Source organism: Labrys sp. E2SS-1L, from assembly GCF_057073705.1.
In genome coordinates, this window is record NZ_CP172712.1 from 1,956,942 (window position 1) to 1,980,899 (window position 23,958).

Here is a 23,958-nt window from a genome sequence, read left to right on the forward strand (position 1 = left end):
GGCACGGGCCATGCCTGACAAGGGCCAGATTTCGGTTTTCGACGATCCCGCTCCTGCAGATCTCCAGCGGCTCGACGATCTGCTCGACCAGGACAATATCGAGCGCACCGGTATCCGCGATGCACGGCTGCTGGCCATCCTGCTGCGCTCTGCAGAAGGCGAGCTTTATGCCGGCTTGCACGGGCATAGTTGGGGCGGTTGCTGCGAGATCAAGACGCTCTGGGTCGCCGAAGAGCGTCGTCGGCAAGGCCTTGGCGCGCGCCTCCTGGCGGCGGCCGAGGAAGAGGCGCTCCGTCGGGGCTGCTGCCAGATCGTACTGACGACCCACTCCTTCCAGGCGCCCGCCTTCTACGAGAAGTGCGGGTTCCGGCGGTTGGCATCGATCGAGGATTATCCGCGGGGATATGCCAACATCGTAATGGTGAAACCATTGAAGCGGTGATGCAGCCTGCGTGCCGGCACCTTGTCCGTCTTTCTCGCGCGGTAAAGGCATGGGGCAGGAACGGGCGAGATGCCGGCAGGTTCGCGGTTCATCTCCGCTTCTTGCGCCAGGGTGCGTCCTGCCCCCAGTCGCCGGCCATGATCGAGCCATAGGGGATGACCTCGTCGATCACCTCGGCGAGGCCGTATTTGTCGATCTGGGCCCGGACCGCGGCAGCATTCTTGTAGGCCTGCGGCAATTCGGACAGGTCCGCCTTGCCACAATAGAAGCGCACGTCGATACCCTCGGGCAGGCCCGGCTTTTCCTGGCGCAGAAAGGCCGAGCGGCTGAGATTGCGGCCGGCCCCGTGCGGGGCGAAGCCGAGGGCCTGCTTGCGGTCGCGATGCGCCGTGATCAGGATCGGTTCGGCCATGTTGAGCGGGATCAACGTGCGGCCGTCGTCATCCGGCGAGAAGCCGGTCCAGGAGGGCGTGGCTCCCTTGCCATGATAATAGAGCCCGTCATCGCGCCGGAACACGAAATTATGCTCGTTCCAGAACCGGTCGGCCACGGCATTGCCCAGCGATCGGGCGGCAAGGTCGTGAATGGCGAAATGGCTTGCCTTGGTCCAGCTCCGCGCGAATTGCAGAGCCTGCCAATAGGCCTGCCCCTCTTCGCTCGAAGCCTGCAGCCAGGCATTGTGGGCCGGCACCCGCGGCGCCACGATCTGGGTGTGCCTGCGGGCGGCTGCCATGCCGCGCTTGTAGAGCTGGGCACCGAGCCCGCGCGAACCGTGATGGGTCACCAGCGCCGGCTGGCCGCTGGAGCTGAGGTGGCCGACATAGGCAAAGTGATTGCCATCGCCCTGCGAGCCGAAATGGCCTGTTACGATGTTGCCGAGCCCGTGCAGGAAGGGATTGGCCTGCAGCGTGGCATCGATGTCGGGCGCGAAATCCGGGACGATCATCGCCTTGCGTCCGCCGGGGCCGAAATGAGTCACGGCCTGGACCGCATCGAGAATGCGCCTGGGATCATCCTTGCGTGCAAACACGGTGATCGCCACCGAGCAGCAGATGTCGGCGGAATGAAAGCCGGGATGGATGGCGTCCTCGCAGGCGACCGCGCCGCCGACCGGGATCGTCCCGAGAGCGGTGCCGGAAGGGCAGGCGTCCGGCATCACGGCGCCGGCGACGATGGTCGGCACCTGCATGAGAGCGTCCATATGCGCGGTCACGGCCGCGAGGTTGGCCCGTTCGAGTTCGCCTTCGGCGTCGAGGAAGACGCCATAGGGCAGGCCATTGGTGCGCAGCAGGGTCTCGACCGGCTGCAAGGCCTGCAGGGCGATGAAGATGGCATCGTCATCCGCGCCGGCCTGGCGCAGGCGATTGGCCTCGGCCAGGGCCCGCCCGAACCACTTGCCGGGCTGAAAGCCCCAGGCAATCAGCGTCGTGCCATCGATGGTGCCAGTGGTTGCGGTCATGTCGGGAGATGCCCCGTCCACATTCCGTGTCATTGCTCTGGTTCCGGTGTGTTGTCTTGCAACGCCGCGCAACAAGAGTTTGGGGCGGCTCGGCGTTTAGGCCGATGCGCCGCTAAAAGCAAGCGGATTTCCCTTTGGGAAAGGTACCAGTACGCCGCAAAGAAAAAGGCAGAGAAATCCCTGCCTTTGAATGGATCGGATGGAAGGCTGCGATCAGGCGCGGGCGGCGCGACGCTCCTTGTCGCGCTCACGCCGACGGTCGAGCACCGGCTGGTAGGCGATCGAGGCATGATGGGGGCAGTAGGGGCCAGAGGGGCCGACGCGGCTGCCGCAGAAACGGAAGTCCTCACGCCCGGGATCGCCCAGCGGCCAGCGGCACATATGCTCGCGCAGTTCCATGATGGTGACACGCTCGGACATCGGGATGACGACTTCCTCGACCGGACGCAAGGCGGGTTCGGGGCGTTCTTCAATGGCGACGAGCGGCATGATCTGCGGAGCGAGGGCGGTATTGCCCCGCACCACGGGCGCGGAGGTCTGGGTGCGGAGCGGATGCGAGGGAGCCCGCGTGGGCTTGATGCGACGCTGTGGTGCCGGCGCGGGCGCCTTGGCCCGGCCAGACAAACCGAGTCTATGCACCTTGCCGATCACGGCGTTGCGTGTGACGCCGCCAAGTTCTGTGGCAATGGCGCTAGCAGACAGACCTTCTGACCACAGCTTTTTCAGAAGTTCTACCCGCTCGTCTGTCCAGTGCATCAGCCTCTCCTGCCTTCCGCCTTGTTTTCGCCCGAATTCGCTACGCCGAATCCTTTCCCATCAGCCACGATGTCGACAGAACATCGTTGCGCATGCACGCCATGAGCTGACAGGAGTTACGAGACGCCGCACGAGATGTCGTGCTTAACGAAGCCTTAACTACAATAGGCAGTGACTCTCGCGCAAGAGTCCTGCTGGCGCGGGGTGCGTTTTCCCCAGCTTCGGCGACAAAGTGAGTCTTTTCGGTAACAGCGGAGGGCGTGCAAGTTTCCGTTTACGTCACGGAAGGCCTGCAAAGGGATCGACAGGAAACCAGCGGCGCACGAGATCGGCATAGATGCCCTGTTCCCAGATCTGGAAAAGGGCATAGTCGATGGCCTGCTTGAGATCCCCGTCCTCGCGGCGCATGGCCATGCCGATGCCGTCGCCGAAGAAGTGGCCGTCGAGATAGGGTGCGCCCGCAAAGCTGCAGCAATTGCCGGCCTCCGAGCCGTTGAGCCAGAGCGACAGGCCGATGCCATCGGCGAAGACCAGGTCGATTTCTCCGCGCTTGAGCGCCTCGCGCAGCGCCGCGTCATTGGCGAAGGATACCAGGTTGGCGGTCTTGAGATAGGCCTTGGCGTAGGCGGCATGCGCCGTGTCGGCGACGACGCCGATGCGACGGCCGGCCAGTCCCTCCGGCGTCAGGGCCGGTGGCGGGTCCTGGCGCCGCATGGCGAAGCGGGCGGGGCGCATGTAATAGGGGCGGGAGAACTGCAGTCTTTCACGGGCTTCCTTGCTCGGCACGAGCGAGGCAGCGATCACATCCGCCTGCCCCTCTTCCAGGGCTGCGACGATGGTGTCCCAGCGCCGGGCCTGGATGGTGCAGGGGACTTTCAGCTGCCGGCAGACCGCGCGGGCGAGGTCGACATTGAAGCCTTCCAGGGCGCCGCTGGATCCCTGGAAGTCGAAAGGCGGAAAATCGTCCTCCGTCAGGAAGCGGATCCGGCGTACGGATTTCAGATCCGGCCGCTCCGGGCGCCGGTGCGGATCCCACAGGCCGTAGGGGCCGGTGCCAGTCGGGGCTGCCGTGCCGTTGCCATGGGCGGGGACGGCGAGCATCAATCCGAGGAGGAGCGTCCAGAGGGCACCGAATTTCAACAGGCCATATTCCTATTGCAGCGGGGCCGGGCAGGGTTTCCCGGCGGGGTCCATGGATGGTCCTGGAGTTGGCTGCTGCCCTGGCAGGGAGTGCCCGATCCTTTCCTGGATGCCGGTTGCAAGGCCAACCCTCGATGTCGCACTTTATCGAGCCTGCATGACAGTTTCCAGAAGAGCAACCACTTCGTCCGAAGAGGCGTGCAGGTCGAAGCTCGATTGTACGCGGCCATTCTTGTCGAGTACAAATACGGTGTCGGTGTGGTCGATATTGTAGTTCTTGCCTGTCCCAGGCAAGATATTTGCCTCTATACCGTAGATGTCGCGTATCGAGGCGAGTTGTGCCGGGTCGCCGGTCAGGCCGCGCAGGTGAGGGTCATAGGCGGCGAGGCTGGTCTTCAATTGCTCGGGCGTGTCCCGGTCGGGATCGACAGTGATGAAGAGGGCGTTGATCCGCGAGGCGTCCGGCCCGAGTTTCTTCAGCGCCTGCGCGAGCAGGAACAAGGTCGTCGGGCAAATGTCGGGGCAGTGGGTGAAGCCGAAATAGACCAGGCTCGGCTTGCCCTGCAATTCCTTGGAGTCAAACACGCGGCCTTCAGCGTCCGTCAACTTGAACGGCCTGTCGATCACGCTGATGGGCTTGTGCAGGAAAAGGAAGAGGGCCCATAGACCAAGGCCGGCAAACACAAGGAACGCTGCGCTGCCGATCAGGTATTTTCGACGCAGGAATACGGCCACTTAACGCGGCAGGGCGTTGGCCAATCCCTCGTAGCTGCGGCGCAATTCGACCAGGGCTTCATCGATCTCGCGGCGCTGACGCTCCAGATGTTCGATCTGCTCGCGGACGGTGCTGGCGCTGATATCGAGACTCGCCGTCTTGCCTTCACCGTGATGGGCAATCATCTCGCCGATTTCTACCAGGGTAAAACCCAGCCGCTTACCCTTAAGGATAAGTTGCAGATGCTCACGATCGCGTGCACTATAGAGCCGAGTCAGGTTGTCGCGCGTAGGATTGAGGAGACCCTTGTCCTCGTAGAAGCGCAAGGTTCGCAAAGTAACGCCAAATTCTCGCGCAAGGTCACCTATTGTATAGGTGGTCGTGCTATTCGTAGCGTTTTCTGTCTCTGCTACGAATACCGTCACCGGTTGGCCTTTTGTGTTTGTTGCCGACCTGGCTTCCAACTTTGACATGGTCTCTCTCTCGCGCCCGTTACAGGCTAGCAGCGCCGCTACTCATTCGTTGCAACAGGTACCATAATACGAAATCCGGGGGGCGTCAGCAATTAATATATTACCAAGCGAACGCCCAAATCTCCAGCAGGGAGATCATAGCCCTCGCTCTGCTTCCTTTCAAGGGTAACGTATTAAATTAGGGCGCGTTGAGCGTTTCGAACAACACGAGCATCAACAGAATTCTGACCTTGTTGCAAAGTCTAATGTCGGTTCTTGCAAGGTATCCCACTTTCCCGTCTGCTCTGCAGTTCGGGTCGGAAGGTTTTTAGTAAAAAAAGCGCTTTGGATGCTCTGCAATGTTGTTGCCATCGGGAAGAGCGCTAGGGCAGTGAGGGTTAACAGGATATTTACCCTGTTGCGCGAAACCTGCTGTTGCGGGCACTGCGTGCCGCCCTCTCCACGCGTTCCCGGCCCGGTTTTCCGGGGCGGAGGCTGGGAGAGGCGTGAGAATCAGGCCGTTCGTCGGCACGGGAAGCCAAATGAGCCAAGCAGCGTCATGGAGTGTCGAGGGCGTCGATTCCCAGACGCGCGAAGCTGCCGCCGTTCTGGCCCGCCGCTCGGGCATGACGCTTGCACAATGGCTCAAATCCACTGTTGCCGAGCAGAAATTGCATGAACCGTCGCTTTTTGAGACGCAGAGCGACCTGCCGGAATCGCCCTTGGCCGCGATTGCTCGGAAACTGGCTGCGACCCGGGAGAGGTATGTCGGTAGTGGTTCCGATGACCCGAAACGAAAGATCCAGACGGTAGAAGTCAGTGCGGCAGTGCTCGCGCGCCATATCCGTGCGAGTGAAGCCAGAATGGCGGGGCTGATCGAGCAACTTATCCACAGGCAGGAGCAGAGCGAGGTGCAGATGGCTGCCCTGGTCGATGCCCTGGTCGATGGTTTTGCGTCCCGGCCCGCCCCTGCGGCGCCGGTCGGCGAAGTCGATGCCCTCGACGATCTGGCGCGGGATCTGGAGCAGCGCATCGCCGGCATGGCCGACAAGATCGGTTCGTCCGCATCCGTACCTTCGGTCCAGCCTGCTCCTCGCGATGATCTGAGCGAGCAGATTGCGGCGCTGACGCGGGAGGTCGCCGAACTCAGGCGCAGCCATCCCCCGGCCGCATCCGGCCAGGAGGATCTCGCCGGCCTGCGTGCGGAGATGGCGGATCTCAGCCGGCACGTGGCCGACATCCGTTCCCCCGAACAATTTGCGCGCCTCGACAAGAAACTCGATCTGTTGGCACGCCAGGCCCAGGATCCGGCCGTGCTGGCCACACTCCAGCGGGAGACGGCCGATATTCGCGCCCGCATCGGCGATCTCGTCCGCCAGCCCGAGAGCACACACGAGCTTCATGAGAAGATCGATGCCCTGCGCCAGGCCGTCGACGAGGCGCAGTCCTCGACCAGTGCCTCGCTTACGGGGGTGATGGCCCGGCTCGAAGGCCTGGATGGGCGTGTCGTCGACGAGGCGGCTCTCTCCGCCCTGGAGCGGCAGATCGCTGCCATGGCCGGCAGCATCGAGGGGCTCGCCGGCGGCGGGCCTGGCGCTGCGCAGCTGCGGGCGGCTTTCGGCGAGACATTGGCCGGATCGGCGCTGGCCGCCTTGCCGGAGGAATTGCAGCGGATCTATCGTGAACTGCGCCAGTACCAGCAGGACGATGTCCGGGACACTCGAAAGGCTCTCGACTCCTTGCAATCGCTGCTGCACCAGCTCGGCAACCGCCTTGCCTCCGTCGAGGAGGTGGTCAGGAGCCGGGGCGGAGCGGTCGTTGCCGGACCGCCGGATCTGGCGGGGGTTCCGCCCTTGTTCGGCCGCGAGCGACCCGACGACATCGCCTGGTCGGATGACCTGCCGCGATCCCTTGCGGGTGACGGCCCCCGCAGTTCTGTCACCGACACACCGCACAATACCGGCCGTCCCAGCCAGGTTTCCGCACTCGGGGCGGGCGGCTCGCCGCCACCGAGCGGAACGCGCAGCGCCTTCATCGCCGCGGCGCGGCGGGCGGCGCGTGCCGCAAACGAGGCCGAGGGGGCTATCACGCGCGAGGAGAACGATCCCGTGACCGGAGGTGAACCTTTCTACAAACGGCACAAGCGCCCGATCCTGCTGGGACTGGCGGCCGTGACCATGATGCTGGGCGCGCTGCAGGGCGGCAAGGCCGGCGCCGCACCTAGCAGCCGGCCCATGACGCGCCTGAGCACGTCGGCAACGCCCCAGATGCGGCCGGAGATCGCCATACCCAAGCCCGAGCAGGCCGGCCAGGCCCTGGTTTGGTTCGAGGAGGCACGCCGGCTCGATCGGCCCGATGCCTCCACCCAGGATCTTGCCAAGGCGGCCGGGCTGTATCGCCAGGCGGCCCAGATGGGCTATACCCCGGCCTTGTTCCTGCTGGGGCTGGCCTATGACAAGGGCAGGGGAGTCGGCCAGGATGCCGTGCTGGCCGGGCTGTGGTATCAGCGCGCGGCCGAGCATGGCTCCGTGAACGCGATGTACAATCTGGCCGTGCTCTATGCCAATGGCGCCGTCATGGGCGCTCCCGATTACGAACAGGCGGCTCGCTGGTTCCATCAGGCCGCCGAGAAGGGCCATGTCGCCAGCCAGTATAATTACGCCCTGCTGGCGGCTCGGGGGCTCGGCACGCCGCGTGATCTCGCCGTTTCCTACCGCTTCCTCGCACTGGCCGCCGCGGCGGGCGATGCCGACGCCCTGATGAAGCTGGCGGAGATCGAGCCGCGCCTGACGCCGTCGCAACGCGCGGCGCTCGATGGCGGCAAGGCTGGGCACCATCCCTGCTGAGGGGAGCTTTGTTCCAGCAAGATGAGGAGTGACCAGCCCGCTCCCACGAGGGGAGAAGGAAGTGGCACTCCCTCACCCGCCCAGGCAGCGTGCGCGCGGGAAGGCAAAGACGCGTTCATCGCCCATCAGATGGGCGGTGAAGCCGTCGGGAAAGAGCGGCGCGAAGGCAGCGTCGCGCACGTTCAGCCCGCCGGCATAGGCGCCGAAGGCCGGCAGGATGGCGCGCCGGCCGTCGCCGGCAAAGCATCGCCGCCTGAGCGACCTGCCGCGCGTCGCCACCCGGGCGACCGGATGCAGGTGGCCGGCGATCTCGCCCGGCTCGGCTCTTGCCGATGGCTCATGACGGAACAGCACCGGCCCGATGGCGAGTTCCGGCGTTGCGGTGCCGCCAATGCCCGTGGGCGGATCCGGATCATGGTTGCCGGCGATCCAGAATATCTCGCGCCCGTGAATGCAGCGTTGCAGCGCTTCGCGATCGCCGGTGGCGAGACGGGTATCGGCGCGGCGGTCGTGGAAACTGTCGCCGAGGAAGACTAGTCGCTTCGCGCCGAAGCGGGACAGGAGCCGCGCCAGGCGCTTCAAGGTCTCGGCGGTATCATAGGGTGGCAGAAGCACGCGGCGTTCGGCGAAGGAGGAGCCCTTTTCCAGATGCAGGTCCGAAACGACGACCAGGCTTTCCTCGAGCCAGACCAGCGCGCCGTCGGCGGTGGCGAGGAATTCGACGCCCGCGACCGCCAGCACGGCTTCATCCCGCCGGATCATCTCAGGCGCTTTCTCTGTCGTCGGGTCGATCCTGCCGTCCAACCATGGCCTCCGCGATCAAATCATCCGCTGCCTCGGCGAGGACGCTGTCCGTCGCCTCGCCATAGACCGGCTCGCGGCCGATCTCCAGCATGATCGGTACCGCCAGAGGCGAGATGCGATCCAGCCTCTTATGGATGATTCGGCCCCTGATGCGCGAGAGCATGCCGGACAGGCGCTGGAGGTCGAGCAGGCCGGTGCGCGCATCCTCCCAGGCGGCGCGCATCAAAATGTGGTGAGGTTCGTGCTGGCGCAGCACGTCATAGACGAGGTCGGTCGATACCGAGATCTGGCGCCCGGTCTTCTCCTTGCCGGGAGCCCGGCGCTCGATCAGGCCCGAGATGATGGCGCAGGTGCGGAACATGCGCTTCATCAGGGCGGACTCTGCCAGCCATTCCTCGAGATCGTCGCCGAGCATGTCCTGGTCGAAAAGCTGGTCCATAGCGGCCCGGTGCATGTCCGAGACACCCCAGACCGCGAGCGCATAGTCGTTGGCGACGAAACCCATCGGCTTCAGCTTGGCTCGTTCCAGCCGGCGCGTCAGCAGCATGCCCAGCGTCTGATGGGCGAGGCGGCCCTCGAAGGGATAGCAGACCAGGTAATGGCGATTGCCGCGCGGAAAGGTCTCGACCAGGAGGTCGCCGGCCGGCGGCATCCGGGAGATGTCGCGCTGCAGGCGCAGCCAGTCCGCCACCTGGTCCGGCAATCCGCCCCAGCTGTCGGGATCGGCCAGCATCGAGCGCACCCGGCTGGCCAGATGCGTGGAGAGCGGAAACTTGCCGCCGGCGAAGGAGGGGATCTTCGGATCGCGCCCGGGCGGGGCGCGGGTGACCAGCACGTCCTCTTCCTGGATGCCTTCGAAGCGCAGGATCTCCCCGGCGAACAGGAAGGTGTCGCCCACCGAAAGCCCTTCGGCGAAATATTCCTCGACCTCGCCCAGCACCCGGCCGAAGCCGCGCCGGGCCGTGGTCTCGCCCGGTTTGCGTTTGGGCGGGCCGGAGGCCTTTGGGTCCATGAACCAGGGCAGATAGGGCGTCGGCTTGTCGGCGGCCATGCGCGTCGGCTCGCGCGGACCGCGATTGGAAAGGCGGACCTTGAGCAGGGCTTCCTCGACGATGGTGCCGACATTGAGCCGATAGGCCTGCGCCACCATGGGATTGGCGACGCGCCACAGGCCGTCCTTGCCCTGCCGGATCTTGGCGAAGCGGTCATAGGTCTTCAGGGCATAGCCACCGGTGGCCACGAAGGCGAGGACGTCGTCGAACGTCGCATGGTCGAGCCCGGCATAGGCTTCGGTGGAAACGATTTCCCGGTAGAGCGCATCGGCATCGAAGGGCGCCCCGCAGGCGACGCCGAGCACGTGCTGGGCCAGCACGTCGAGGGCGCCTGTGCGGGCGATCGGCGTGTCCTGCTCGCCGGCCTTGGCCGCATCGACGGCCGCCTTGCATTCCAGCACCTCGAAACGGTTGGTCGGCACCAGGATCGCCTGCGAGGGCTCGTCCAGCCGGTGATTGGCACGGCCGATGCGCTGCAGCAGGCGGGAAGCCCCCTTGGGTGCACCGACATTGATGACGAGATCGACGTCGCCCCAGTCGATGCCGAGGTCGAGGGTGGAGGTACAGACCACCGCCTTGAGCCGGCCGGCCGCCATGGCCTCCTCGACCCGGCGGCGCTGGCCGACTTCCAGCGAGCCGTGATGGAGCGCGATGGCCAGATTCTCCTCGTTCACCCGCCAGAGTTCCTGGAACACGAACTCGGCCTGCATGCGGGTGTTGACGAAGACGAGCGTGGTCTTGTGAGCCTTGATCAGGGCGTAGAGCTCGGCCATGGCGTGGCGCGCCGTGTGCCCGGCCCAGGGTAGCCGCTCGGCGGTTTCGAGGATGTCGAGCACCGGCGCCGCGCCGCCCTCGGCGATCACCAGGTCGGCCATGGCAGGGTGACCCGGGGATTGGGGCACGATCCAGCGCCGCAGTTCGTCCGGATCGCGCACCGTGGCCGAGAGGCCGACGACTTCGAGATCCGGCACGAAATGCCGCAGGCGCGCCAGGCCGAGGGCAAGCAGGTCGCCGCGCTTGGAGGTGACGATGGAATGAAGTTCGTCCAACACCACGCGCTTGAGACCGCCGAAGAGGTCGGCAGCCTCCCGACTTGCCAGCAGCAAAGCGAGCTGCTCGGGGGTGGTCAGCAGAATATCGGGCGGATCGCGCTTCTGGCGCTGGCGCTTGGCCTGGGGCGTGTCGCCGGTGCGGGTCTCGATGCGGATGGGCAGGCCCATCTCGCCGGCGGGACGCTCCAGATTGCGGGCGACATCGACAGCCAGCGCCTTCAGGGGCGAGATATAGAGCGTGTGGAGCGCGGCGGGACCATTGGCGCGGCGAGCTGCGAGATCGATCAGGCTCGGCAGGAAGCCAGCCAGGGTCTTGCCGGCACCGGTGGGGGCGATCAGCAGGGCCGAACGCCCACTGCGCGCCTTCTCGACAAGCTGGAGCTGATGCGGCCGCGGTGTCCAGCCGCGCGCAGCGAACCAGTTTGCGAAGATCGCCGGAAGAGTTGGGAGCGGGGCTGTGGAGATTGGATCTCCGTTCTCCCGCGTCCCGCTTTGTTCGTTCATGCCGCTATCGCCAATTCCTGCGGAGATATTGGCGTGCCGCGGTCAGATGTCCACTGCGGAGCTGAAGTGTCCAAAGCAAAGCGCGTTTTCGCGAAAACGCCTTTTTGCTTTAGCTCCTTGTTTTTGACGCGTCTTTGCGATCGTCGGCAATAGTGCCAAATCGCAAAACGCTTTAGCGGCAATCATAGATCGCCATGATGGTATAGGCCGAGACATAATTGCCCCAGCGCCCCGTGAGACTGTGGCGCATCGGCGGCAGGCCTCCGGCGCAGCCTTCACGGCGGGCGCGTGCATCGAAATCCCGCAGGATGGCCGGAGTGATCGGCTGCGACCGGCGCCAGTAGTAGAAATTGGAGACCATGAGGCCGCCGGCAAAAGGGCCCCCATCAATGCGCGAGATACGCTTGACCACTTCGCCCCGTGCGGTGTCCTGCGAGGTGCGGGTGATCAGGTCCAGGTCGCTGCGGCCGGCGCAACTGGCAAGACTGAGGCCCGCGGCAGCCACGATGAGAAGTTTCGAGTCCATGGTCTTTCCTCCGGGAAAGGCTGTGTCTTGGTTGAAAGCTGTTCGCGGGGCGTCCTGCGCCGCCGGGGCGTTCAGTCGCAGTCGTAATGGCCGATGATGCGATAGGCCGAGGTGTAGGTACCCCAGCGAGCGCTGACGCTGCGGCGTGTCGGGGCATTGCCGTCGAGGCAGCCGGCGCGGCGGGCCCGGATGTCCATGTCGCGCAGGATTGGCGCCGTTACCGGTTGCGGCCGATTCCAGTAGTAGAAATTCGACACCATCAAATTGCCGGCGAGGATGCCGTTGGTGATGCGGGTGGTGTTCTTGACGACCCGGCCGCGCGGCGTCTGGTCAGCCGTCCGCGTCAGGGTCTGCAATCCGTCGCTGGTGGCGCAGCTCGTGCAGGCGAGACCGGCCAGGACGACCGCGGAAACTCTCGAAAACATGATGCCCCCTTCAAGCGCATGACTCTCCTCTGGCTGGCAAGCAGCCAAGTCCCCCAGGCCATCCTTACGTTTGGGAAGTCATTTTGCCAAGGCACACGGCGTACCGGGAGCTGCGCCCGATCTTTCTCTCCGGGGGCGGCTATCGCTCGAGTACGACGACCTGGCCCGGTACCGGCATGCCCCGATCGGTGCGAGCCCAGGCATCGTCGAGATGGCGCAGGTGCAGGCCGGCCCCGGCCACCCAGTTCTCGATGCCGCCCCGTGAATGAGCGTAACGTAGATCGTGGTTCAGGATGAAGGCGGCCGGCTCGCTGTGGCTTTGGATCGTAAAGACGAACAGGCCGCCCGACACCAAGATACGGGCGGCCTGATGGAAGATGTTATCGAGATCGCCGAGATAGATGAAGACGTCGGCTGCCAGGATCAGGTCGGCGCTATCCGCGGCCTGCCGGAGAAGAAAATCGGCGATCTCGGCCTGCTCCAGCTGCCGATAGACCTGCTTGGCCCGCGCCTTGGCGAGCATGGCGGCGGAAAGATCGACCCCGACGATGTCCTGGCAGAGCGGGCGGAAGGCTTCGCCGACAAGGCCGGTGCCGCAGCCCAGATCGAGGGCACGTTGGAACGGTCCGTTTCGGCCGATCCCCTCCAGGGCCATGCGCAGCAGGGCAGGCCCGCGATAGGAGAGATCGTCGACCAGGGAACGCTCGAAGCGCGGCGCGTATTCGTCGAACAAGGCGGCGATATGGGCCGGCGTCATGGCGCCGTCGGGCGGCATCTCGCCGAGCCGGGCCAGGCGTGCGCCGGCTCCGGCTTCGTCGGCCGGGTCGAGACGAAGGGCCTGGCGATAGGTATCGATGGCTTCGCGCCGGCGGCCGAGCGTCTCGTTGAGATCGCCGAGGGCCAGCCAGCCGGCAGCCCAATCCGGCGCTTCGTCGAGGGCCTGCACCACCAACTCTGCAGCCGAAGCAAGATCGCCCCCCGCCTTGTAGGCCATGGCATAGGCGAAGCGGCGGTCGGCAACGGCGTTGCCGGAGGAGCGGGCTTTGAGCATGGCACGCCTATAGGCCAGGACCTGCGGCAAGAGAATAGCAAGAGAATAGGCCGCACTCGCAGGGGCGGTTCAATCCGTGGCTCCGATCGCATTGCTGTTGCCACCCGGATCCATTGGCGCTCGATCGCAGGCTGCATTGTGCGTGCTCTGCCAGGCCCCGAATGGGTCTTCTTCCGCCTGGGGCGACCTGAGATGATGGCAGCAATCGGCGAAGCGTTCCGCTCGGATTTTCGCGCCGACGCGGAACAGGCCGATGTCCCGGAGACCACGGTCGTTCAGTGCCTCCAGCGTGCGGGCGTGGCAGATTCGTTCGCGATGGCGAGAGACCGCAGCAGCGCCGAGGCGGGCGAATGCGCGGATCTTGGACGCAAGCCATCTCAGGGCTGCCGGTTGAGCGCCCATGCGAGACCTCCGGTGAGGTTGAGGATGCCTAGAGCAAAGCGCGTTCAGGCGTGAACGCTCATTTGCTCGAACTCCTTGTTTCCAAGCCAACCCGAAGGATTGGCTAAGGCGTCTTTGCGGTTCTTGGTGATTCCACCAGATCGCAAAACGCTCTAGGCCCTGTGGCCGGCGACCAATTCGCTGCGGTCGAAATTCATATGGGCGAAGCGTCGTCGATACTCCGCCGGGGTCATGCCGGTGTGGCGCTTGAACAGGCTCCTGAAGAACACGATGTCGGCATAACCCGTCTTGGCGCAGACCGCCTGAATGGACGTCGCCCCGGCTTCCAGCAGTTCCTTTGCCGCCGACATGCGCAGCATCTGGACATAGGCACCGGGCAGGGAACCGGTCGCAGCCTTGAAGCGGCGGATGAAATTGCGCGGACTCATGCCGCTGCGCCCCGCCAGCGCATCGAGCGACACGTCCTTGTCGAAATGCATGCGCAGATACTCCTCGGCCTCGCGAACCCGGCCGTCCGCATGCGGACGCGAGAGGGGAAGCACGGCGTAGCCGGATTGGCGGCCGCGCGGCATGCTGACGAGAAGGGACCTGGCGCATTGCAGGGCGACCTCATGGCCGCAGAACTTCTCCACCAGATAGAGACTGAGGTCGATCGAGGCATAGACGCCACCGCTGCACAGGATATGACCGTCCTCGGTGACGAATTGCTCGGTCTGCCAATGAACCTGCGGGTAGCGCCGGCGCAGGATGTCGGCAACGCCCCAATGCGTCGTTGCGATCCGCCCGTCGAGCAGCCCGGCCTCGGCCAGGAAGATCACGCCCGTACAGATGCCAGCGATGTAGGCACCCCGCTTATGCCATTTGCGCAGCCAGGAGAGGAAGGCCTCATCGCCGATGAAGCGATCCTGGATGTCCCAGCCGGAGGCCGGCACGATGACGATGTCCGCGTGCTCGACGTCGTCGATCGACAATGTCGGCACCAGGCCCAGTGCGCACAGGCTGGTCACGCCCTGGCCGTCGATGGAGACAGTCCGAACCCGGAATGGCGGCCTCGGGGTCTCACCATGAAGCCAATTCCACAGAGAACCGGCCGAGTGAAAAACCTCGAGCGGGCCAATGGCGGTCGAGGCATAGCCGCCATCCAGCAGCACGATCGTGACCTCGATCGGCTTGGCTCCCAGTTTGGCCGCTGCCGAGTCGCTCGAGGCTTCAGCCTGCGCCAGCATCGGAGCTCTCCGTGAAGCCTGCGCCAGGCAGCTCCCACAATCCGACCAGTGCACCGACCGGATCGAGGATGAGGGCGATCCGTGCCAAACCCGGTGCGTTGGCCGAGTGGACGACCACCTCGCCGCCGAGGGAGATGGAGCGTGCGAGGGCCTCCTCGAGATCGCCCACCTCGAAATAGGGCGTCCAATGCGAAGGTACGCCCTGTGCGCGATGAGCATGGCTGAGCTGGTAGGCAGAGCCGAAATCCATGCCGGACACATTGAATCGGGTAAATTGACCGCCGTTCATCGCTTCATCACTCGATCTCCAACCGAACATGCCGGCATAGAACACCTTGGCGCTCGCAATATTCGTTGCCGCGAGATCGACCCAGCGCAGGAGGCCACGGCACGGACGACCGAGGTCTGGAAATTGCGGATTTCGCATCGGCCTCATCCAACCAGGAACGGACGCCGCCTGGAGGAGGCGGCGTCCCGGCGTCAGGAATTGGCCGTCATCGGCTCGACCACGCTGCGGACTTCGGTGATCTTGGTCGCCGGAAAGCCGCTGAGCTTTGCATGCTCGCGGACAGCGTCCTCGTTCTCGGCCAGGTAGACGCAGAAGGTCTTGTCATCGACCACATAGGACTGCAGCCATTGGGCCCGACCCTCGAGCTTGGCCAAGGCGGCATTCGAGGTGCGGGCGACATCCTTGAGCTGGTCCCGGTTCAGGCCGCCGACCCCAGGAATGTCACGTTCGATCACATAGCGCTTCATCTCTTCGCTCCGTTTGCGGGTGAGGAAGGCGAGGATCGTCCGGTTCCCATCGGCAGGACAGGCGGCAGTTTCGACAATGTCGGATGGTGATCGTGACAATCGGACGAGCTGTCCTCAGCCCTGCGCATCCTAGCCGGCCGGCAGCGGACGCGGGCGACGAAGTCCCCACCAATCGCGCCAATCGGGCGCCGGCCCCAGGCAGGAAGCAGCCGGCGCGCCGAGACGGCCCCAGCCGTTTCGAGCTTTTGCGCTCGGGGATTTCAGGCAAAAGCGCAGCAGATCTCGGCGCTCCTGCCCACAGGAGCCGTGCGAGGATGATCCAGCGAAGCGTTTATTGGACGCCGGCCGACCAGTCCGGCCAATCCTTGATGATGGCATCGGCAAAGGCCGAGCCGACGCGATAGGCATTGGCGACGGACGGGCCGAAGCCGCCGGACTTAGCCGAGAGCGATTCCGCCGCGCTCTGGCCGGGTGCCTCGCGATCGAAATTGGAGGCGGTGCGCAGCACGGCGATACGCTCGAAATCGAGCAGGCCGGCATCGGCGCCGCGCTTGAGGGCGGTCAGCGTGGCATTGTCTTCCATCTGGGTGGTGCAGTAATTCGCCTTGCCGTCGGTGGCATGCCTGGCCCAGCGCTCCATGGCGTCGCCGATCCTGGAGCCGTGCCAATAGGTATCGATCGAGATGGTGTCGCACAGCTTCACCGCCGGCTTGGCGCGGGCGGCCTCGTCCTGGTAGCGGGCGCGATAAGCCTCGGCATCCTTGCCGTCGGCGAGCTCGACCGAGCGGGTCAGCGCGAAGGCCTTTTCCGCCAGTTTGGCGTTGAGGGCATAGACCTCGGTACCGGCGCTCCAGCCTGCCTTGTCGCTCGGCTTGGCGGCGCCGAGAGGCAGCATGCCGTCGGGCCAGTCGGACGGGATCTGGCGTGGGTCGATATCGTGGCGCAGCCCGCCATCGATGACATAGCGTGCCCACAGCGCCGATCCCAGCGTGCCATCCTTGGGGTCGATGCCGGCGATGCCGTCGATCAGGAAATAGGTCTGCTTCAGGTCGAATTGGCCGCCGAGCACAAGGGCTGCCGTCGAACTGGCCGCATTGGCATAGCCCATGGCGGTCGTCATCACGCATAGGCCCTCGGAATCGCAGGCGACGTCGGGATAGTCCTTCGACAGGCCGGGAACCTTGATTTTCGTCGTCAGCTTGCGAGCCTCGAGCCAGGGCTTGGTTTCCTCGCCGAACATGGTGATCACCATCACCTTGGGGGCAATCCGCTCGGCGGCGCTGACATGAGCGCTGCCGATGAGGGCGAAAGCCGCCGCAAGGCCGGCGCCGATGAGATGTTTGCCGGTGGATGACACCCGCGATCGGGCATTGGTCAGCATCGGCGTCCGGGTGAACAGCATCGGGATTGGATCTCCAGGGTGGCTTCTTCCGGTATCGCATGGATGCGGCGCTGTCATCCTGTCCGCGTCGCCGATACCCTGCAAAGATCGAGGCTGCCCGAAGCGGGGTTGCGGACGACACCTTGGCCCCATGCCGCTTTCACCCTATGTTCTCGCCATGCGGCCTTCGGACTTGCTGATTCCGACGCCGTCGGGGCTGTACTGCCCACCGGCGGACGTCCATGTCGATCCCATCAAGCCAGTCGAGCGGGCCCTGATCACCCATGCCCATTCCGATCATGCCCGCGCCGGCCATCGCCAGGTGCTGGCCACCGCCGAGACGCTGGCGATCATGGCGGCGCGCTATGGCGAGGATTTTTGCGAGACCCGCCAGACCGCCATCCTCGGGCAGACGATCGGTCTCGGCGGTGTGAGCGCGACCTTCCATCCCGCCGGCCATGTGCTGGGCTCGGCGCAGATCGCCTTCGAGGCGAAGGGCCTGCGCATCGTCGCCTCGGGCGATTACAAGCGCCAGGCCGATCCGACCTGCCTGCCCTTCGAGCCGGTGCCCTGCGACGTCTTCATCTCGGAAGCCACCTTCGCTTTGCCGGTGTTCCACCATCCCGATCCCCGGCATGAGATCGGCAAGCTCATGGATTCGCTGGCCTTGTTTCCCGAGCGGGCCCATCTCGTCGGCGCCTATTCCCTCGGCAAGGCGCAGCGCATCATCGCCATGGCCCGCCATGCCGGGCATCAGGCGCCGATCTATCTGCATGGCGCCATGGAGAAAGTGACGCGCCTCTATCAGGATTTCGGCATCGAACTCGGGGCGCTGCAGCTGGTGCGCGACGTCAAGCCGGCCGGACTGGCCGGTGCCATCGTGCTCTGCCCGCCCAGCGCAGCCCAGGAAGTCTGGTCACGCAAGATGCCGGATCCCCTCAGCGTCTACGCGTCGGGCTGGATGCGCATCCGGGCGCGGGCGCGCCAGAGCGGTGCCGAGCTGCCGCTGGTGATCTCCGACCACGCCGATTGGCCCGATCTGCAGCGCTCGATCCTGGAAACGGGCTGTTCGGAGCTGTGGGTCACCCATGGCCAGGAGGACGCGCTGGTGCATTGGGCCCGCAGCCAGGGGCTGAAGGCCCAGCCCCTGCACATGATCGGCTATGGCGACGAGGAGGCCGAGGAGGCATGAACCGCTTCGCCGAACTGCTCGACCGCCTTGCCTATGAGCCGGGCCGCAACGCCAAGCTGCGCCTGCTGACCAGCTATTTCCGCGAGACCTCCGATCCGGACCGCGGCTATGCGCTGGCGGCGATCACCGGGGCGCTGTCCTTCCGCAACGCCAAGCCGGCCCTGCTGCGTGAATTGATTGGTGAGCGCGCCGATCCCGAGCTCTTCGCGCTGTCCTACGACTATGTCGGCGATCTTTCCGAAACCATCGCGCTGATGTGGCCGGCCCGGCCGGGCATGAACCATGCGCCCAGCCTGTCGGAAGTGGTGGAGGCCCTGAGCCAGGCCGGCCGTTCGGAAATGCCGGCGCTGATCGCCCGCCATCTCGACGCGCTGGATGAGAAAGGACGGTGGGCCTTCCTCAAGCTGATCACGGGTGCGCTCAGGATCGGAGCTTCCGCCCGTCTCGCCAAGAGCGCCGTGGCCGCGCTGGGCGCCCTGTCCCCTGATGATATCGAGTTGGCCTGGCCCGGCCTGCAGCCGCCCTATGAGAGCCTGTTTGCCTGGGCGCAAGGCAAGGGCGAGCGGCCCGAGAGCGGCAATCCGGCACCCTTCCGGCCGGTGATGCTGGCCCATGCCCTGGAGGAGGGCGATCTTGCGGCCATCCTGCCGGACAGCCATGTGGCGGAATGGAAATGGGACGGCATTCGCGTCCAGGCCGTCGGCGCGCGCACCGCGAACGGGCCGATGCTGCGCCTTTATTCGCGCACCGGCGAGGATATCGCCCCGGCCTTTCCCGATCTCGTCGAGGCCCTCGATTTCGAGGGCGCCATCGACGGTGAATTGCTGGTGCGGCGGCTCGGCGAGGATGGCGAAGGCCGCATCGAGAATTTCAACGCTCTCCAGCAGCGGCTCAACCGCAAGAGTGTGACGCCGAGGCTCATCGCCGACTATCCCGCTCATATCAGGGCCTATGATTTGCTGGCCGAAGGGGAGGAGGACCTGCGTGACCGTCCCTTCATCGAAAGGCGTGCGCGGCTGGAAGCCTTCGTGGCACGCCTGGCTTGCCCGCGTCTCGACCTTTCGCCATTGGTCGCCTTCGCCGCACCGGATGCCCTGGCGCTGGCCCGGGAGAATCCCGCCAACGCCGGGGCCGGTCCTGATGCCGAGGCGGTCGAGGGGCTGATGCTGAAGCGGCGCGACAGCCTCTATGTGCCGGGCCGGCCGAAGGGGCTGTGGTTCAAATGGAAGCGTGAGCCGTTCCGCATCGACGCGGTGCTGATGTATGCCCAGCGCGGGCATGGCAAGCGCTCCTCCTTCTATTCCGACTACACCTTCGGCGTGTGGAAGGGCGAGGAGCTGGTGCCGGTCGGCAAGGCCTATTTCGGCTTCACCGACGAGGAACTGCGCGACATCGACCGTTTCGTCCGCAACAACACGGTGAACCGCTTCGGCCCGGTGCGGGAAGTTGTCCACACCGCAGACAAAGGCCTGGTGGTGGAAGTCGCCTTCGAGGGACTGGCGCGCTCCAGTCGCCACAAATCCGGCGTCGCCATGCGCTTTCCTCGGCTGGCGCGCTTGCGCTGGGACAAGCCGCCCGGCGAGGCCGACAGGCTGGAAAGCCTCACTGCCCTGCTTGACCGCACGGCCGTCACGCCCGAAATAGGGGCTGGTACGACAGGAGATTAGCTATGGCTGGGCTGGAGAAGTTCATGGGCGGCTCGGTGATGGGCACGATTATCAAGCTGGTGGTGGTTTCTGTTGCCGTGGGCCTCGTGCTGGCCTGGCTCGACCTCACCCCCTGGGAACTCCTTGCCAGGCTTCGGCACTTCCTCGAGCGCCTCTCGGCGCAGGGTTTCGGCATGATCAAGGACCTGTTCGGCTATTTCCTGCTCGGCGCGGTGATCGTGGTACCGATCTGGCTCGTGCTGCGCCTGTTGAAATCCGCCCCCTCCGGCGGGCGCAAATAGAACGGCACACCCCTGTCGCCGGGTGTCGCTACGCGGCGAATTCCTTGGCAAAGCTGCCCAGGCTTTCGGCCGCCGCCCTGCGCATGAAGGCCTGGTCCGAGGCCACGATGAAGGTAGAGGCGCCGATTGTATGGTAGCGCTTCGCTTCGGCGGCGTTGGCCACCATCATGCAGACTGGCTTGCCCGCCCGTTCGGCCGCGGCGCAGATTGTCTCGACGGCAGCCTGTACCGGCGGCGCCTCGGGGCTCTCGGCCTGCAGGGCTACCGTAAGATCGCCCCGCCCGATGAAGACGGCATCGAGGCCCTCGGTTGCCAGGATGGTATCGATCTCCGCCAGCGCTTCAGGATCCTCGATCATCGCGATGAGGCTGACATGGGCGTCCTGCCGGTCGACATGCGGCCAGATGCCGAGGCCGCCATAGCGCCCGGCGCGCGGCGAATTGGAAAAGCCCCGTCGGCCGCCGCGATAGCGGCAGGCCGCGGCGGCCTCGCGGGCCCTCGCCGCGGAGGAGATATGCGGAACCAGGACGCCCGCGGCTCCATCGTCGAGGGCACCGAGGATGCGGGCGATCTCGGGCACGCGGACGATCGCGGCGGTGCCCGCTGCGCGTGCGGCCAGCATTATCAGTTCGGTCTGGCCGCGATCGAAGGGAGCATGTTCCTCGTCCACGACAACGAAGTCGAAACCGAGATCGCCGAGGATTTCGGTCGCGTGGACGGTGGGTGTCTTGATGAACGATCCGAGCAGGGGCTTTCGCGACAGCAGGCGCTGGCGGAAGGCGTCGGCCGGGCGTGCGGGGGCATTGTCGTGCATGGCGATGATTTTCTCTTGTTTCGATAGTCGAAACATTGTTTCTATGATTAGGTTCAACCTAAAGGGCGCCCGTGTCAATGGCCGGGCCTGCCCTGCCTCGTGAGGAACTGAAGAATGCCTCGTGTTAGCGGCCCGGGCGGTGACGGCGTGCAGGCGGTGGTTCTGGCCATGCGCATCCTGGAACTGCTGGCGGAGGAGGGGCGGCCCATGGGCGTGTCGGCGATGGCCGTCGCCCTGGAGACCACCAAGAGCCGGATCTGGCGCTATCTGCAGACGCTGGTGCAGCATGGCTACATCGTCCAGCTGCCGGAGACGGAGCGCTATCAGCTCGGCAGCCGCCTGATCAAGCTGGGGCAGGCCGTGGGGGAGGGGCGCGACATCGTCTCGGCCAGCGCCCGGGCCCTGCGGGAATTGCGCGACAGCCTGGGCCATTCGGCGGTGATCGCCCAGCTGGAAGCGGAGGGGGTGCGCGTGCTCACCACCGTCCCGGGTAAATCCACCGTCGAGATTGGCGTCCGGCCGGGGTCCCTGCTCGAGTTTCACAGTTCAGCCCAGGGCAAGATCGCCCTTGCCTTCGGCAATGACGCCTTGCGGGCCACCGTGTTCGGCATGCGCCTGGAGCGCCGCACCCAGGCGACGATCGTCACGCCCGGCGGTTTGCGCAAGGAGATCGAGCGCGTGCGCCAGGCCGGCTGGGCAATCGCGCCGAACGAGATCCTGATCGGCCTCAATGCGCTGGCGGCCCCGGTCTTCGATGCAGCCGGCTCCCTGGTCGGGACGCTGGCGATCGTCGATTCCGTGCAGTTCATCACCGAGACGCCCACCGCCGAGCAGATCGAGCGGACGGTCAGGGCCGCAAAGCAGGTTTCCGAAGCGCTGGGCTACGTGCTCGATTGACGGCCGCTGGCGGCCCTCTTGACAAGGGAGGACTTTGCTTCAAAAATAAATAGAACACCGTTTCGGTTAACGAAACAAAAAAAGGAAAATGGCTGATTGGGCGTGACCTGCGCCGGGCCGCTGGGAGGTTGCCATGTATGATGCTTCGGATCCGCGTTCGACGCTGGCGTCGGTCCAGGCCGGGCCAATGGCGACCGCCTTCGCCGGCGCCGATTGCGGCAAGTTCTATGAGGCCCCGCCCCAGGAGGACGATGCCAATGGCCGCAGCTGGCTCATCCGCAGCCAGCATTGCGTGGTCGCCTATAGCGAAGCGCGGGATGGCGCCTGTTTCTCCCGCGCCGCGCAGCCCGACGAATATGTGTTGCTCTTGCCCGATGCCGCCGTCAGCGCCGAGGTCGAGACCGCCGATGGCAAGACGCGTGTGCCAGGCTATTCGATTGCCTTCGTTCCGCCCGGCCCGAGCACGATCCGGATCGTGGGATCGGGGCCGGTCGTGCGCCTGTTCACCACCAGGGCCGGGGATCTCGTGGCCCGCTGTGCGAACGCGGCATCCTATGACACGCCGCATCCCAATGTGGCGCCCTTCCAGCCCTGGCCGGAAGCGGCGGGCGGATCGCGGCTTCATGTCTATTCGCTCGACGTGCCGGACGAACCGGGGCGGTTCGGGCGCATCTGGCGCGGCTCGACCATGATGGTCAACGTCCTGCCGGTGCAGCACGGGCCGCGCGACGTCACCAAGCTCTCGCCGCATCATCACGACGATTTCGAACAGATCTCCCTCGCGCTGGAGGGAGCCTTCACCCACCATCTGCGCTGGCCCTGGACCACGGATCTCAACGCCTGGCGCGACGACCAGCACGAATATTGCGAAGCGCCCTCGGTGATGGTGATCCCGCCGCCGGCGATCCATACCTCCCGCGGCATGCTCGCCGGGGTGAATCAGCTCGTCGACATCTTCTGCCCGCCGCGCCGGGATTTTTCGCTGAAGCCCGGCTGGGTGCTGAACGCCGCCGACTATCCGATGCCGGCCGAGGGTGCCGGGACCCCGTCCTGACGCACCGATCGCGCAGTAGAGCAGGCAGGACGAAGGAGGCAGTACCATGGACGCACTGACCATTGATACCGGATCGGCCGGGGATACCAAGCGCATCGACGCGCTGCTCAAGGGGGCGATCGATCCCCATGTCCATAGCGGGCCTTCGATCGCGCCGCGCGGGCTCGACCATCTGGAACTGGCCCGCCAGATGTCGGAGGCGGGCTTTGCGGCGGTGATCACCAAGGATCACGACTATGCCGGCGTTGCGACGGCGGCCCTGATTTCCCAGCATCATCCGGAACTCACCACCAAGGTCTTTTCCGGCATCGTGCTCAACAATGTGGTGGGAGGCATCAATCCCTACGCCGTCGAGCATACCGCGGCGATGGGCGGCAAGATCGTCTGGATGCCGACACTGGCCGCCGAGAACCATCTCGAATGGGAAAAGACCTCCTCCTGGTCGCATCCGGCGTCGACCCAGAAGATGCGGCCGGCCCGGGCGGTCCCGGTCCTCGATGCCAACAGGCAGGTGCTCGACGACGTCAAGGAAGTCCTGGACGTCATTGCCCGCAGCGGCATGGCGCTTGCCAGCGGCCACCTCCATGTCAGCGAGACCTGGATCCTGTTCGAGGAAGCGCGGCGCCGCGGCGTCGAGCGCCTGATCTTCACCCATCCGGAGGACATCGTCGGCGCGAGCCTGGACGATGTGAAGGAGATCGCCGCCATGGGCGCCTATGTGGAGCACTCGCTCTGCATGTTCCTGGAAGGATCGAAGTTCAAGACCCGCTCGGCGGAGGATCTGCGCCAGCAGATCGAAGCGGCCGGCGTCGACCGCACCATCCTGTGTTCGGATCTCGGGCAGGTCGGCGTGTTCAGCCCGCTGGAAGGATTCCGGCGCGGCGTGCGCCTGTGCCTGGAACTCGGCTATTCCGACGAGGCGATCCGCCGGATGGTCTCGACCAACACGGCGCATGTGCTCGGGCTGGAGCAACTCGTTTCCCAGGCGGCCTGAGCCTACGCCTGACGCAAGTTTGAATTTCGCAATGAGTTTCGGCGGCATTTTCGGGCCGCCGAGTGCAGAC

The 23,958-nt window shown here is 65.3% G+C and carries 23 protein-coding genes; 8 read left to right on the forward strand and 15 right to left on the reverse strand.

Translation table 11 applies throughout. The annotated features are described in order from the left end of the window. Window positions 1-10 precede the first annotated feature (10 nt). Window positions 11-442: a GNAT family N-acetyltransferase gene (locus ACIGJE_RS09015; RefSeq protein ID WP_367625209.1), complete on the forward strand. Its 432-nt coding sequence runs from the start codon at window positions 11-13 to the stop codon at window positions 440-442. Between the two features lie 88 nt (window positions 443-530). Here the strand turns inward: ACIGJE_RS09015 and ACIGJE_RS09020 are convergent, their stop codons facing one another. The 5 genes from ACIGJE_RS09020 to ACIGJE_RS09040 form a co-directional block, all read right to left on the reverse strand. Then, window positions 531-1,901 carry an RtcB family protein gene (locus tag ACIGJE_RS09020; protein WP_483679851.1) on the reverse strand — a complete coding sequence of 457 codons (1,371 nt, stop codon included), beginning with the start codon at window positions 1,899-1,901 and terminating at the stop codon, window positions 531-533. A gap of 213 nt (window positions 1,902-2,114) precedes the next feature. Further along, entirely contained in the window at window positions 2,115-2,657 is a 543-nt protein-coding gene (locus ACIGJE_RS09025; RefSeq protein ID WP_311942886.1) for a GcrA family cell cycle regulator, read from the reverse strand. A 279-nt stretch (window positions 2,658-2,936) separates the two neighbouring features. Next, window positions 2,937-3,797: a transporter substrate-binding domain-containing protein gene (locus ACIGJE_RS09030; RefSeq protein WP_483679853.1), complete on the reverse strand. Its 861-nt coding sequence runs from the start codon at window positions 3,795-3,797 to the stop codon at window positions 2,937-2,939. Window positions 3,798-3,941: 144 nt separating this feature from the next. After that, a complete protein-coding gene (locus ACIGJE_RS09035) occupies window positions 3,942-4,532 on the reverse strand; it encodes an SCO family protein (protein ID WP_415080342.1) in 591 nt (196 codons plus the stop codon). Continuing rightward, window positions 4,533-4,985, reverse strand: a complete 453-nt coding sequence (locus tag ACIGJE_RS09040; RefSeq protein WP_082979729.1) for a MerR family transcriptional regulator — start codon at window positions 4,983-4,985, stop codon at window positions 4,533-4,535. A gap of 521 nt (window positions 4,986-5,506) precedes the next feature. Here ACIGJE_RS09040 and ACIGJE_RS09045 point away from each other — a divergent pair. Then, the gene (locus ACIGJE_RS09045) at window positions 5,507-7,810 is read left to right on the forward strand and encodes a tetratricopeptide repeat protein (protein WP_415080343.1); all 2,304 of its coding nucleotides are present in this window, start codon (window positions 5,507-5,509) and stop codon (window positions 7,808-7,810) included. Between the two features lie 72 nt (window positions 7,811-7,882). Here the strand turns inward: ACIGJE_RS09045 and pdeM are convergent, their stop codons facing one another. From pdeM to ACIGJE_RS09090, 9 genes are all read right to left on the reverse strand, one after another. Next, window positions 7,883-8,572 carry a ligase-associated DNA damage response endonuclease PdeM gene (gene pdeM, locus ACIGJE_RS09050; RefSeq protein WP_394313703.1) on the reverse strand — a complete coding sequence of 230 codons (690 nt, stop codon included), beginning with the start codon at window positions 8,570-8,572 and terminating at the stop codon, window positions 7,883-7,885. Window position 8,573: 1 nt separating this feature from the next. Then, a complete protein-coding gene (locus tag ACIGJE_RS09055; protein ID WP_415080344.1) occupies window positions 8,574-11,222 on the reverse strand; it encodes a ligase-associated DNA damage response DEXH box helicase in 2,649 nt (882 codons plus the stop codon). Between the two features lie 172 nt (window positions 11,223-11,394). Then, complete coding sequence (locus tag ACIGJE_RS09060) at window positions 11,395-11,748, reverse strand: hypothetical protein (RefSeq protein WP_415080345.1); 354 nt, start codon at window positions 11,746-11,748, stop codon at window positions 11,395-11,397. Window positions 11,749-11,819: 71 nt separating this feature from the next. After that, window positions 11,820-12,173 carry a hypothetical protein gene (locus ACIGJE_RS09065; protein WP_415080346.1) on the reverse strand — a complete coding sequence of 118 codons (354 nt, stop codon included), beginning with the start codon at window positions 12,171-12,173 and terminating at the stop codon, window positions 11,820-11,822. 139 nt (window positions 12,174-12,312) lie between these two features. Then, window positions 12,313-13,224, reverse strand: coding sequence for a class I SAM-dependent DNA methyltransferase (locus ACIGJE_RS09070; protein ID WP_394313700.1), 912 nt, complete (start codon window positions 13,222-13,224; stop codon window positions 12,313-12,315). 554 nt (window positions 13,225-13,778) lie between these two features. Further along, complete coding sequence (locus tag ACIGJE_RS09075; protein WP_311942860.1) at window positions 13,779-14,852, reverse strand: GlxA family transcriptional regulator; 1,074 nt, start codon at window positions 14,850-14,852, stop codon at window positions 13,779-13,781. After that, a complete protein-coding gene (locus ACIGJE_RS09080) occupies window positions 14,836-15,279 on the reverse strand; it encodes a VOC family protein (protein WP_311942857.1) in 444 nt (147 codons plus the stop codon). The genes ACIGJE_RS09075 and ACIGJE_RS09080 overlap by 17 nt, the downstream gene beginning before the upstream one ends. A gap of 53 nt (window positions 15,280-15,332) precedes the next feature. Next, on the reverse strand, window positions 15,333-15,608 hold the full coding sequence (locus tag ACIGJE_RS09085; RefSeq protein WP_311942855.1) for a DUF4242 domain-containing protein: 276 nt from the start codon (window positions 15,606-15,608) through the stop codon (window positions 15,333-15,335). Between the two features lie 331 nt (window positions 15,609-15,939). Then, complete coding sequence (locus ACIGJE_RS09090) at window positions 15,940-17,010, reverse strand: purine-nucleoside phosphorylase (RefSeq protein ID WP_415080347.1); 1,071 nt, start codon at window positions 17,008-17,010, stop codon at window positions 15,940-15,942. Between the two features lie 130 nt (window positions 17,011-17,140). On the opposite strand from ACIGJE_RS09090, the gene ACIGJE_RS09095 reads away from it, so the two are divergent. Genes ACIGJE_RS09095 through ACIGJE_RS09105 form a run of 3 tightly spaced genes read left to right on the forward strand, consistent with a single transcriptional unit; the run spans window position 17,141 to window position 20,129 of the window. Then, the gene (locus ACIGJE_RS09095) at window positions 17,141-18,181 is read left to right on the forward strand and encodes a ligase-associated DNA damage response exonuclease (RefSeq protein WP_483679858.1); all 1,041 of its coding nucleotides are present in this window, start codon (window positions 17,141-17,143) and stop codon (window positions 18,179-18,181) included. Further along, window positions 18,178-19,848, forward strand: a complete 1,671-nt coding sequence (locus ACIGJE_RS09100; protein WP_415080349.1) for a cisplatin damage response ATP-dependent DNA ligase — start codon at window positions 18,178-18,180, stop codon at window positions 19,846-19,848. Before ACIGJE_RS09095 ends, ACIGJE_RS09100 begins: the two co-directional genes overlap by 4 nt. 2 nt (window positions 19,849-19,850) lie before the next feature. Further along, window positions 19,851-20,129 carry a DUF6460 domain-containing protein gene (locus ACIGJE_RS09105; RefSeq protein ID WP_149253881.1) on the forward strand — a complete coding sequence of 93 codons (279 nt, stop codon included), beginning with the start codon at window positions 19,851-19,853 and terminating at the stop codon, window positions 20,127-20,129. A 28-nt stretch (window positions 20,130-20,157) separates the two neighbouring features. Here the strand turns inward: ACIGJE_RS09105 and ACIGJE_RS09110 are convergent, their stop codons facing one another. Next, on the reverse strand, window positions 20,158-20,943 hold the full coding sequence (locus tag ACIGJE_RS09110; RefSeq protein ID WP_367625195.1) for an HpcH/HpaI aldolase family protein: 786 nt from the start codon (window positions 20,941-20,943) through the stop codon (window positions 20,158-20,160). A gap of 114 nt (window positions 20,944-21,057) precedes the next feature. On the opposite strand from ACIGJE_RS09110, the gene ACIGJE_RS09115 reads away from it, so the two are divergent. From ACIGJE_RS09115 to ACIGJE_RS09125, 3 genes are all read left to right on the forward strand, one after another. Beyond that, on the forward strand, window positions 21,058-21,840 hold the full coding sequence (locus ACIGJE_RS09115) for an IclR family transcriptional regulator (RefSeq protein WP_149253883.1): 783 nt from the start codon (window positions 21,058-21,060) through the stop codon (window positions 21,838-21,840). A 133-nt stretch (window positions 21,841-21,973) separates the two neighbouring features. Further along, window positions 21,974-22,894, forward strand: a complete 921-nt coding sequence (locus ACIGJE_RS09120) for a cupin domain-containing protein (protein ID WP_367625194.1) — start codon at window positions 21,974-21,976, stop codon at window positions 22,892-22,894. A 46-nt stretch (window positions 22,895-22,940) separates the two neighbouring features. Next, on the forward strand, window positions 22,941-23,888 hold the full coding sequence (locus ACIGJE_RS09125) for a DUF6282 family protein (protein ID WP_483679861.1): 948 nt from the start codon (window positions 22,941-22,943) through the stop codon (window positions 23,886-23,888). Window positions 23,889-23,958: the final 70 nt, after the last annotated feature.